Source organism: Kaistella haifensis DSM 19056 (assembly GCF_000735695.2).
Taxonomy (GTDB): Bacteria; Bacteroidota; Bacteroidia; order Flavobacteriales; family Weeksellaceae; genus Kaistella; species Kaistella haifensis.
Map to the genome: position 1 here is coordinate 1 of NZ_JASZ02000041.1, position 11348 is coordinate 11348.

Below are 11348 nucleotides of genomic sequence, written 5' to 3' on the forward strand. Positions count from 1 at the left end.
TAAAGCTGTTGATTTTCTCATGAGAACTTTGGCATATTTCTTAAGTCCTGTGAAGATTATTCTTGCTGATGGAGGTTACAGAGGAGAAATCATAGAACAGGTGAAAAATAAGTTTGCTTATCTAATCAATGTGGTGATGAGAAATGATGAAAAGAAAACAGATTTTAAGCCCTTTTCTAAAAGATGGATTATTGAACGGACATTTTCCTGGTTTGATAACGACAGGAGATTATGCAGGAATTACGAATTACTAATGGAAAATTCTGAAAATATGGTAAAATTATCCGCTATAAAAAATTTATTGAATAAAATTTAAACAGGCTCTAAAAAGATCAACGGAAGTTTTTACACCATTATGGGACTTCCTACGCATTTGGTTTATGCGCTGTTAAAAGATTTTCAATAATAAATGGTAAAAGTAAAAAATCATTATTTTTACAAAAATTAGCCGGTAATTTTATACTAAAATGCCGATTTACAAGTTATTATCAAATAATGAAAAAAACGATCTACTTCCTTTTAGCAATCACCGTTCTCAACTCTTGTTCTACTAGGAAAAAGAACAACGATTCTTCCTTTATGAAAGGATTTTTCTCCTATTACAACACTCTTTTCAACAGTAAAGAAGCGCTGCAAACCGAACTGAAAAACCGCGATAAGGCTCATCAGGACAATTTTTATGCGCCTTATATTCAGCTTTTAACTTATGATGAACAACCTTTGGGAACCGATTTACAATCCAGCGGAATGTTTGGTGAAGATCCCAATTTAAACGGACCGGGTGTTCCAGGAAGAAATTCTGCCAATGTACCGATGAAATCGGGCGCGTCAATTCTTGAAATTTCTGAAGCTAAAGCACTGAAAACCATTGCCAAATATTCTGTAATGAAAGGGGGAGAGGAAAAAAATAAAAAGATTTTCGATGCCCATATTTTGCTCGCTCAAGCAAGAATTTACAACAACAAACCACTAGAAGCATTGGATGGTTTAAATTATATTTTTTCGAACATGAGAAAAGATAAAAGACTTCCATTGGCAAAAATCTATCAGGGATTGGCTTACTCGAAAATGGGAGATTTTTCGAGAGCACAAGACGTTTTCGCGGAATTAAAAAAAGAGGATCTCAAGAAAGATTATAATAAATTACTCAGCATTTATTACTCAGAAATGCTCTTGCAAGCCGGAAAAAAAGAAGATGCGATTACCGAGCTCGAAGATGCGTATGCACTTAATAAAAACAGAAAATTAAGAAGCAGAATTGCATTTTTAAGAGGTCAAATCCTGGCGAATCTTGGCAAAAATGAAGAAGCAAGAGAAAGCTTTGTTTCCGCTTACAAAAATGCCAACAATTTCGAATTTGAAGTGAAGTCGCAAATTGAAATCGCCAAAACCTTTAATGGAAAAGACGATTACGAAGGCGCAAAAGAATACATCGAGAAAATAAGTAAAAAAGGAACATACGCTTCCCGAAAAAATGAGTTTTACTACGCACTGGGCTTAATGGCCAACAAAGCCGGAAAAAAAGAGGAAGCAAAAGCTTATTTCGCTCAATCTTTGAAAGAAAAATTATCGGATCCGCAAATTCGTGGACTCGCTTATTACGAAATCGGGAAGGGGTTTTTCGAAGAAAGCGATTACCTTTCGGCCGGTGCTTACTACGATTCTGCTTTGGCGGTAATGACCTATCAACCATCGAAAATTCTTTTGGAGGAGAAATCATCGAACATCAAACAGGTTTCTGCCAATTATTATTTAATCAAAAAAAATGACAGTATTTTGGCATTAACCAAAATGCCGGAAGCGGATAGAATCGCTTATTTCAACAAACATATCGAAGCCATAAAAGCTAAAGAAGCCAAGGAAGAACTCGAAAGAAAAAGAAACGAAAGAAGCCAAGGTTTCGACACCGGAGATTATTCTTCTAACTCAATTTTTGCTAATAACCAAAGTGGTTTCCAGGATTTTGGAACTCAAAAAGGTGGGTTCTATTTTGCCAATTTGAGTACCGTAGCCAAAGGGGAAGCCAGCTTTAAACAAATCTGGGGAAACCGAAGCTTGAGCGACAATTGGCGTACTTCCGCGCGAAGCAACTCGATCGAAGACCTTAAAAATGAAGCCATGGGAATTTCCTCAGCGCCGGATCCGCGAAGACTGGAGCCGAGCTTTTACATTGAGAAAATCCCTACCAAAACCGAGGAAATATTAGCACTAAAAAAAGCACGCGATACGGCAAGTTTAGGGCTTGGAAGAATGTATGAAAATTTCTTTTCCGATACGCCGCTCGCAACCAAAACTTTATACGATCTTGTCGATACTAATCCTGATGAGGAAACCAAATTGCAAGCTTTGTACAGTATTTTTGCCTTTAATTATGAAAAAAATCCTGCAGCCGGCGAAAGAGCAAAACAAATGATTCTCACCGAATTTCCTTACACTTCGTATGCGGAATTTGTGAAAAATCCTAAAAATAATGCCTTCGCAAAATCATCGGAAGAAGTGGAAAAAGCTTATGCCGAGGCTTTCGATTTATACAGCAAAGAAAAATATACTGAAAGTAAAGCATTGATTGAAAGCTCATTAGAAAAATATCCGAAAGATGCACTCGATCCGAAATTCGCTTTATTAAATGCCTTTAATTCCGGAAAAATAGCAGGAAAGGAGATCATGATTTTGCAACTCGAACAAATTGCGCTCAACTATTCTAAAACGCTCGAAGGCGAAAAAGCTAAAGAAATGCTGAAGTACTTAAAAAGTGATTTGGTGATGGAAATAACCGACGAAAACGGCAATAAAAACCAACCTTCCGGACCTGGAAAACCACAAATTCAGGAAGACGATGCAGCTCCTTCGCCAATGCGTTCCCAAGAAGAAACCACAGAACTTGCGACACCACAGGGAAGATCGAATACAGATGCAACACCACCTTTGAGAAGGCCTGGAAAAAGTTTGCAATTGGAAAAACCTGCACAAATACAATAAAATAAATAGGCTGTCCCAATTTCGAGACAGCCTATTTTTAGTATTGAATAATAAATTTTTATGATTTGCTTTTCTTCTTTACGCCTTGAAATTCTTTCAAGTAAAAGGGTTCGAAATAAGCAACATCTTCAAAATCCTGATGATTGAATTTCTCTACGGATTTTTTAATTAAAAATTTCGCGGAAGGGTAGATTTTCTCATCAAATTCCGCATTTGGAAGTTGCAAAATAGCTTTCGCCTTCGCAGCTCCATCGCCCACGAAAATCACCTTCTGATCTTTAAATTCCTGAAAAGAGGTCTCATCTAAGATTTTCGCTTCGGTTGCAGACAGCATTTCGCCGGTTTTTCCGTTGAAAACTGCGGTATAAACCTCCATTCCTCTTGCATCGAGCAATGGAATCACAAAATCGAAATCGCGGCTTAAAAACGGCTCTATCATCGTTTCCATAGAATTTACGGCGATTAAAGGAATTTTTAGCCCATAACAAAAACCTTTTGCGGAGGAGGAGCCAATTCGCAAGCCGGTGTAGGAACCGGGACCCATTCCCAGAGAAACAGCATCTAAATCTTGGAGCGAAATTTCAGCGCCTTCCAAAGCCCATTCTACAAAGGTGTGAAGACTTTCGGACTGCTTATAATTTTCTGAAACTTCTTCACATAAGCACAGCAATTCTTCGCCATCGGAGATGGCAACGGAACAGTTTTTCGACGAGGTTTCGATATGGAGGATTTTCATGCGGCAAATTTAGGAATTCAAAGACAATCAAATCATGTTGGGAAATGATTTTTACAAATTTTTATAAACTGTTCTCGGTTCACTTTGCGCACTCGGATAAATCGTTAAATCTGAAATGGCTACATGTTTCGGAGTATTCACACAATAGGAAATTGCATCGGCGACATCTTTAGCTTCCAAAGCTTTAAAACCCTGATAAACGGTATTTGCTCGGTTTTCATCCCCTTTGAAACGAACTTTTGAAAAATCGGTTTCAACCAATCCGGGCTGGATATTGGTCACTTTAATTCCGAATTCGGTAAGTTCTAGGCGCATTCCTTCGGAAATTACATCCACTGCTCTTTTTGAAGCGCAATAAACCACGCCGTTGGCATACGTTTGTTTGGCCGCAACGGAAGAAATATTCACAATATGTCCCGAATTTTTGGCTTTCATTCCAGGAATTATGAGTTTAGAAACGTACAAAAGTCCCTTCACATTTCCATCCATCATCGCATCCCAATCCTCAATTCTTCCTTCGGAAAGTGGTTCTAATCCATGTGCATTTCCGGCATTATTAATGAGAATGTCAATATTTTTAAAGTTTTCAGGTAGGGAAAGAATTGCTTTTTCAACTTCACTGAAAATTCTTTGATCAAAGTTTAAAGCAAAAACTTCGGTAAATCGGGAAAGTTCAACTTTTAATTCCTCTAAAACATCGGTTCGTCTTCCGCAAATAACAAGTTTAAAACCTTGTTCAGCAAACAATTTTGCAGTAGCTTTTCCAATACCCGAGGTGGCTCCGGTGATTAGTGCTGTTTTCATATTTTAAAAAGAAATTGTTTAATAATTAATTGGCATCGAAACTCTGAAAAGCATCTTCGATATGGGTTATTTGCATAACTCCGGCCGAATCGGGGACAATGGTGATGATATCGAAACGTACTTCTTTGTCGAGTTTTCTCTCTTTCATGAAGAAATCTGCGCATAAAACAATCGACTTTATTTTTCCTTTGGTTACGGCTTCTTGTGGTTCAATAACCGTCGTGTAACTGCGAGCTTTCACTTCGGTCACGACGATTATTTCATTATATTCAGCTACGATATCGATTTCCAATTTCTGAAAATGAAAATTTCTCGCAAGAATTTTATAGCCTTTTTTAACTAAATATTCTGTAGCCAGGTCTTCTGCTAAATTCCCGAAATCGTTGTGATCTGCCATTTTGTTAGAAATTAACTTCCACTTTCTTATCGGATTTCAAAGTTACTTTTGCACCAATAATCAGCGGACGGTTATCGTAAATATGCCCATTTGGAAATCCAAAAACGGTGGGGAAATCATACTTTTTCAACCGTTCCGAAATAATTTGATAGGCAAATTCATCGAAGCTTTCTTCGTAGTTTTTATTGTCTTTTTCGTTGCCCATATTGGTCATTCCACCGACAATTAATCCTTTAATTTGCCTGAAAACTCCGGCCAAATCAAGGGAAATCATCATGCGATCGAGTGCATAATAATTCTCACCAATGTCTTCGATGAAAAGGATTTTATCTTTAAAATTGAAAGAATAAGGCGTTCCAAGCAACGCATAAATAAGGGCTAAATTTCCACCAACCAATTCGCCTTCAACATCTCCATCTTTATTGAAAGGGCTTTTTTCAATAGAATATTTCGGTAGTTTTCCTTGTAAAATATCGAAAGTCAGATCATAACTTTCTTCGGAAACACCAAAACTTGAAGTTTTCACGGTTTGTCCATGAATGGAAGCAAAATTATTTTTTATCAAATAACTCTGTATCACGGTGTTATCCGAATATCCAATATACCATTTCGGGTTTTTTCTGAATTTTGAAAGTTTTAAATTCCTTAGCAGATGCTGGCAACCATAACCACCTCTCGATGTCCAAATTGCAGAAATTCCTTCGTCATTGAACGCCCAATTCATATCGGAGATTCTCTCTTTTTCAGTTCCAGCATAGGAATATCCATTCCAATAGTTGTTATAAAGGTGCTTGCCCAAAACAGGTTCATAACCTTTTGATTCAATGATTTTTAACCCATTTTCCAATTGAGATTCGTTCACCGATCCCGCTGGAGAAATAATGGCGATTTGATCTCCTTTTTTTAAGCTTTTGGGAAAAATGATGCTGTCCATTACTTGCTTAATTTTTGTTCTGTTTTTTCTGCTTCTTCCAACTTTCGATCAAATTGATTGAATTTTTTAAAACTTTGTAGAAATATAAAAATGCTGAAACCTACTAAGATAAAACCTACTCCTTTTCGGATTTGATTGGCTAATTTTTCGGTCAGCTTATCATGAAATTGCTTGGCAAGATAAATTTTTAAAATATCGATGATGAGATAAGTTCCTACCACCAAGGCCATATACAAAAGAAATTCATCGAGATTTGGATAGGCATTTCGCACGGATATGACCGTCACCAACCAAAAAAGGACGACCCCGATATTCAGAATATTAAAGAAAAATCCGTTGAGAAAGGTTTTAAAATAATTCTGATTGATCATTTTTTCTTCCCCTGCGATATGCATTTTAGTTCTGGAAACAATCATATAAATCGCATAAATCAGGATGATAAAGGCCGTAATACGGTAAAAACCGGGATGTTTATCAATCAGTTGCACCAAATCTGCACTGGCAAAAAATGCCGCAACGATGCAAATAATATCGGCCGTAATAACGCCCATATCCAACGCAAAAGCATGTCGCGGACCACGGGAAAAACTGGTTTCGATAAGCAGGAAAAAAATAGGTCCGAGAAAGACCAGACTAAGCATTATTCCTAATCCTACAGCGGATAAAATAAGTTCAATCATAATTGATGAGATAGTAATGGATTGGTTTTGAAAATAAAAATTATTAAAATCTAATCATTAATAATTTTAAAATCCAGTTGTTTCTGTATCAAATTCGCCTTCATTACCTTAATTTTCACTTTATCGCCCAATTGATATTTGTTACCGGTTCTGGAACCGATTACTGCATGAGATTTAGCATCATATTGGTAAGAATCATCCATCAAATCACGAAGTTTGATAAGGCCTTCTGCACCGTTTTCCGGGATTTGAACCCAGAAACCGAAATCGGCAACGCCGGAAATAACTCCGGTAAATTCTTCACCCAAATGTTTCTCCATGAATTTAACCTGCATAAATTTAATGGAATCTCTTTCTGCATCTGCAGCGAGTCTTTCCATTGCGCTACAATGCTTACATTTTTCTTCGATTTCATCTTTATTAGGAGATTTTCCTCCATCAAGATAATGTTGCAACAAACGGTGCGCAATAAGATCCGGATATCGGCGGATGGGAGAGGTGAAATGCGAATAATACTCGAATCCTAAACCGTAATGCCCAATAGGATTGGTAGAGTAGATGGCTTTACTCATCGATCGCATCGCCAATGTTTCGATCATGTTTTCTTCGGCTTTTCCCTTCACATCTTGCAATAACTTGTTCAAAGATTGGGCGACTTTCTTGGTATTGGCCAAATCCATTTTGTAGCCGAATGTGGACACAAATTCTCTTAAAGCTTCTAATTTGGTGGGATCAGGATCATCGTGAACACGATAAATAAAGGTATTTCCGGTAGGTTCGCCTCTTTTGTTCAAGGAAACAAATTCCGAAACTTTTCGGTTGGCCAAAAGCATAAATTCTTCAATTAAATGATTGGAATCTTTGCTGATTTTAAAATAAACACCAATTGGTTCGCTGTTCTCATCGAGGTTGAAACGTACTTCGCTTCGGTCAAAAGTGATCGCACCATTATCGATTCTTTCTTTTCTAAGAATTTTAGCCAATCGATCCAAAGTAAGGATTTCTTCTGCCAAATCACCATTTCCAGTTTCTATTCGTTCCTGCGCTTCTTCGTAGCTGAATCTTCGATCGGAGTGAATTACGGTTCTTCCAAACCATTCTTTGACCACTTTTGCCTGATCATCAAGCTCAAAAACTGCGGAAAAAGTGTATTTATCTTCATTCGGTCGTAATGAACATACATCATTGCTTAAAACTTCGGGCAACATCGGAACCACGCGATCCACCAAATAAACGGAAGTTGCTCTATCGTAAGCCTCATCATCCAACAAAGTTCCTGGAATTACATAATGAGAAACATCGGCAATATGAACACCGATTTCCCAGTTTCCGTTATCTAATCTCTGGATAGAAAGGGCATCATCGAAGTCTTTCGCATCTTTTGGATCGATGGTAAAGGTGCAAATATTTCGCATATCGCGGCGCTTTGCCACTTCACTATCGAGAATCCTACGATCGATTTCATCAGCTTCTTTTTCCACTTCCTCGGGGAAAGTGTAGGGTAGGCCATATTCCGCTAAAATAGAATGAATTTCGGTTTCGTGTTCGCCTGGAGCTCCGAGAACTTTGATGATTTCTCCTTCCGGATTTTTCTCTCCTGGTCGCCAATCAGTCATTTTCACTACCACTTTATCACCGTCTTCTGCGCCACCAATTTTACCCTTAGGAACAAAAATATCGGTATTAATGGTTTTTTTATCGCAAACCACAAAACCGAAATCTTTATGTTTAATCAACTGGAAAGTTCCGACAAATTCGCTGCGATTTCTTTCGATAACTTCCAAAACCGAACCTTCTAGTTTTCTTCCTTTGAAGTGATAGGTTACGATAAGTACTTTATCGCCTTGTAGTGCATCCTTCACATTTTTGGAATGGATAAAGATATCTTCATCAATTCCGTCTACTTTTACGTAAGCATTTCCTGCTTGGTTGAAATCGATAATTCCTGTTAAAGTGCCTTCAATCTTAAGGTTGATGATGTATTTTCCTTTTTCTACTTCCTTGATTCGCTCTTCAGAAATAAGTTTGTGCAGCGCCTGAATGACCTGCTCGCGTTGCCGCGGATTTTTATAATCTATTCCATCCGAAATCTGCTTATAATTATAGATTTTCGTGGAGTTTTTATTCATAAAAGACAAAATCAAACGCCCAATTTCTTGGAGTTTATGATTGTTTTTATGAGATATAAATTTGCTTTTTTTTGCCATTTATTTATTTTTTAATTGTGGTGGATTAGCAACATGCAATCTTATCCACTCTTTTTTGGTGTCTTCCTCCTTCAAACTCGGTATTGAGGAAGGTTTCTACGATATTAATTGCCAAATCACTGGAAATAAATCTTGCCGGAATTGCCACCATATTCGCGTTATTATGTTGTTTTGCTAAAGCTGCCAATTCGGTATCCCAACACAACGCACAACGGATTTGCTGATGCTTATTGGCAGTAATGGAAACACCTTGTCCGCTGCCACAAATAAGAATTCCCAAATCATTTGTTCCATTTTCTACAGAACTTGCCGCAGGATGTACAAAATCGGGATAATCCACAGAATCTTTGGAGTAAGTGCCAAAATCTTCTATTTCATATTGATTTTCGAGATGTTTTTTAATGATTTCTTTGTAATCGAATCCTGCGTGATCGCAAGCAATAGCTATTTTTTTCATTTTATTCTTTTATGATCAGACTTTCAATTGATACAAATTTATGATTATTAATATAAATAGGGTTTCAATTCTCCTTAAAATGTGAGCATTTAACAGAAAATAATGATCAGATCGAAGGAAAAGCACGAGGATTATTTTTCAACATTATCCTTATTAATCATAAAGTAATGCACATAGATTGTGAGGATAACTCGCAATTCGTGTGGATAAGTCTTTAAAAATTTTCCTTTTTTTATTTATATTAAATTCATATTGCAACATTCAATTGAACTTTCAGAAAAAATGTTAATGAAAGTTTTGGGGAGAAACCGAAGCAGTTTTCCATAGTACATTTTTTAATAAAACCTTTCTGGACGATTTATTCACAATTGTTGGTAAATGTTAAATTAAGTTAAAAATCAAGCACTTGCAATGTGAATTATATATGAATTCATCTACCAATAATTGTGACAAAATAATTGATTTTATTTTTCCCCAAAGTCGGCCGCTACAACAACAGTATTCATTTATTCTTTATTAAAAAAAAGAATATAGTGTAGATAAAATGAGTCTTTTGGGATTGTGGAATTTTATATCAAATTAAATTTTTAATCGACCGAATTAATCTTAAATTTGTGAAACTAAAAAACAGAGATTTTTATGAAAACAATTAATGATTTCAACTTCAAAGATAAAAAAGCTTTGGTGCGGGTTGATTTTAATGTTCCCCAAAGTGCAGATCTGAAAGTAACGGATAATACCCGAATTCAAGCGGTGAAACCTACGATCGATAAAATACTGAATGATGGAGGATCTGTAATTTTAATGACACATCTTGGAAGACCAAAAGGAAAATTTTCTGAGCAGTTTTCTCTAAAAAATATTGTTCCGGAAATAGAAGCAGTTCTTGGAAAAGAAGTAAAGTTCTGTAAAGATTGCATAGGTGAGGATGCTGAAAACATGAAGGCTAATCTAAAACCTGGTGAAATACTTCTTCTGGAAAACCTCAGATTTTATGAACAGGAAGAAGCTGGAGATAAAGAATTTGCTGAAAAATTATCTAAATACGGCGATGCTTATGTAAATGATGCATTTGCAACAGCTCATAGAGAACATGCTTCAACTGCGGTGATTGCGCAATTCTTCCCTTCAACTAAATTCTTCGGTTTATTGATGGCTAAAGAGCTGGAAGCCATTGATAAAGTATTAAGAAGTGGCGAAAAGCCCATAACTGCAATACTTGGCGGATCTAAAGTTTCAACTAAAATTACCATTATACAAAATATTTTACCAGCTATAAATAATTTAATTATCGGTGGAGGAATGGCATTTACTTTTATTAAAGCTTTAGGTGGAAGTATTGGAAATTCTTTGCTTGAAGTAGATAAGATAGATCTTGCACTTGAAATTTTAGAAAAAGCAAAAGCATTGAATGTAAAAGTATATTTACCTGTAGATACCATTATTGCAGATGAATTCAACAATGATGCAGACAGAAAAGAAGTAGATATTTATGATATTCCTGATGGTTGGATGGGATTGGATGCTGGGCTCAAAACCAGAGATTTATTTCACGATGTATTGATGGATTCTAGAACGATTCTATGGAACGGACCGATCGGAGTTTTCGAAATGCCTAATTTTTCCGAGGGTACCATTGCTTTAGGAGACAGTATCGCTGAATCTACTAAGTTAGGAGCTTTTTCTTTAGTTGGAGGAGGAGATAGTGTTGCATTTGTAAAACAATTCAATTACGCTGATAAAGTAAGTTATGTTTCAACAGGAGGAGGTGCAATGCTAGAAAGTTTAGAAGGACGTGAACTTCCGGGTGTAAAAGCAATCAATAGTTAGTCGTTCCTTAACAATATAAATATTTTCTTTTTATTGTGAAAAAATATGCAGCAAAGAGGAAATTCTGCAAAGAAAAATATAGCCAACGAAGATTGGCTTTAAGAATCTCCATCATTTTCTTCATATTCCAGGCAGTTGCTGCTAGGAAGGCATTGATTTGAGGCCCCGTTTCTCCCATAAAGTAATTTTTAGCCAGCCTGAAATCAGTTTTTAAATGTCCGATGATAGGCTCTATGGCAGCTCTGGTTCTGAATTTTTTGCGCTTTGTTTGTTTCTGGTAGAGGGTGTCTTTTTTTCTCGGTGGACCTGGAATGGAGATTTTCA

10 protein-coding genes and 1 pseudogene are annotated in these 11348 nt (G+C 36.6%); 3 read left to right on the forward strand and 8 right to left on the reverse strand.

From position 1 onward, the window contains the following. Both AP75_RS12905 and porW read left to right on the forward strand, forming a co-directional pair. The coding region (locus AP75_RS12905) for a transposase (protein ID WP_088264535.1) at window positions 1-316 on the forward strand (316 nt) is incomplete at its 5' end. Between the two features lie 179 nt (window positions 317-495). Beyond that, the gene (gene porW, locus AP75_RS12910; RefSeq protein WP_088264924.1) at window positions 496-2979 is read left to right on the forward strand and encodes a type IX secretion system periplasmic lipoprotein PorW/SprE; all 2484 of its coding nucleotides are present in this window, start codon (window positions 496-498) and stop codon (window positions 2977-2979) included. Between the two features lie 58 nt (window positions 2980-3037). Here the strand turns inward: porW and tsaB are convergent, their stop codons facing one another. The 7 genes from tsaB to rpiB are packed head-to-tail and all read right to left on the reverse strand — an operon-like array spanning window position 3038 to window position 9194. Then, window positions 3038-3715, reverse strand: coding sequence for a tRNA (adenosine(37)-N6)-threonylcarbamoyltransferase complex dimerization subunit type 1 TsaB (gene tsaB / locus AP75_RS12915; protein WP_088264925.1), 678 nt, complete (start codon window positions 3713-3715; stop codon window positions 3038-3040). A gap of 51 nt (window positions 3716-3766) precedes the next feature. Further along, window positions 3767-4519 carry an SDR family NAD(P)-dependent oxidoreductase gene (locus AP75_RS12920; RefSeq protein ID WP_031501217.1) on the reverse strand — a complete coding sequence of 251 codons (753 nt, stop codon included), beginning with the start codon at window positions 4517-4519 and terminating at the stop codon, window positions 3767-3769. Between the two features lie 25 nt (window positions 4520-4544). Next, window positions 4545-4916 (reverse strand): YraN family protein, encoded by a 372-nt coding sequence (locus tag AP75_RS12925; RefSeq protein ID WP_031501215.1) that lies wholly within the window; start codon window positions 4914-4916, stop codon window positions 4545-4547. 4 nt (window positions 4917-4920) lie between these two features. Further along, window positions 4921-5850, reverse strand: coding sequence for a S66 peptidase family protein (locus tag AP75_RS12930; RefSeq protein ID WP_088264926.1), 930 nt, complete (start codon window positions 5848-5850; stop codon window positions 4921-4923). Beyond that, window positions 5850-6530: a LysE family translocator gene (locus AP75_RS12935; protein ID WP_031501214.1), complete on the reverse strand. Its 681-nt coding sequence runs from the start codon at window positions 6528-6530 to the stop codon at window positions 5850-5852. The genes AP75_RS12930 and AP75_RS12935 overlap by 1 nt, the downstream gene beginning before the upstream one ends. Window positions 6531-6580: 50 nt before the next feature. Next, complete coding sequence (rnr, locus tag AP75_RS12940; protein ID WP_088264927.1) at window positions 6581-8737, reverse strand: ribonuclease R; 2157 nt, start codon at window positions 8735-8737, stop codon at window positions 6581-6583. A 25-nt stretch (window positions 8738-8762) separates the two neighbouring features. Beyond that, window positions 8763-9194, reverse strand: coding sequence for a ribose 5-phosphate isomerase B (gene rpiB, locus AP75_RS12945; RefSeq protein WP_088264928.1), 432 nt, complete (start codon window positions 9192-9194; stop codon window positions 8763-8765). A 639-nt stretch (window positions 9195-9833) separates the two neighbouring features. On the opposite strand from rpiB, the gene AP75_RS12950 reads away from it, so the two are divergent. Then, window positions 9834-11024 (forward strand): phosphoglycerate kinase, encoded by a 1191-nt coding sequence (locus AP75_RS12950; RefSeq protein WP_088264929.1) that lies wholly within the window; start codon window positions 9834-9836, stop codon window positions 11022-11024. A gap of 7 nt (window positions 11025-11031) precedes the next feature. Here AP75_RS12950 and AP75_RS14355 read toward each other — a convergent pair. Beyond that, a pseudogene (locus tag AP75_RS14355) lies at window positions 11032-11348 on the reverse strand (hypothetical protein); the annotation flags it as partial.

Bases quoted from the DNA above. Each gene is read 5' to 3' on its own strand.
- porW (WP_088264924.1), top strand. From the start codon at position 496: ATGAAAAAAACGATCTACTTCCTTTTAGCAATCACCGTTCTCAACTCT.
- tsaB (WP_088264925.1), bottom strand. From the start codon at position 3,715: ATGAAAATCCTCCATATCGAAACCTCGTCGAAAAACTGTTCCGTTGCC.
- AP75_RS12920 (WP_031501217.1), bottom strand. From the start codon at position 4,519: ATGAAAACAGCACTAATCACCGGAGCCACCTCGGGTATTGGAAAAGCT.
- AP75_RS12925 (WP_031501215.1), bottom strand. From the start codon at position 4,916: ATGGCAGATCACAACGATTTCGGGAATTTAGCAGAAGACCTGGCTACA.
- AP75_RS12930 (WP_088264926.1), bottom strand. From the start codon at position 5,850: ATGGACAGCATCATTTTTCCCAAAAGCTTAAAAAAAGGAGATCAAATC.
- AP75_RS12935 (WP_031501214.1), bottom strand. From the start codon at position 6,530: ATGATTGAACTTATTTTATCCGCTGTAGGATTAGGAATAATGCTTAGT.
- rnr (WP_088264927.1), bottom strand. From the start codon at position 8,737: ATGGCAAAAAAAAGCAAATTTATATCTCATAAAAACAATCATAAACTC.
- rpiB (WP_088264928.1), bottom strand. From the start codon at position 9,194: ATGAAAAAAATAGCTATTGCTTGCGATCACGCAGGATTCGATTACAAA.
- AP75_RS12950 (WP_088264929.1), top strand. From the start codon at position 9,834: ATGAAAACAATTAATGATTTCAACTTCAAAGATAAAAAAGCTTTGGTG.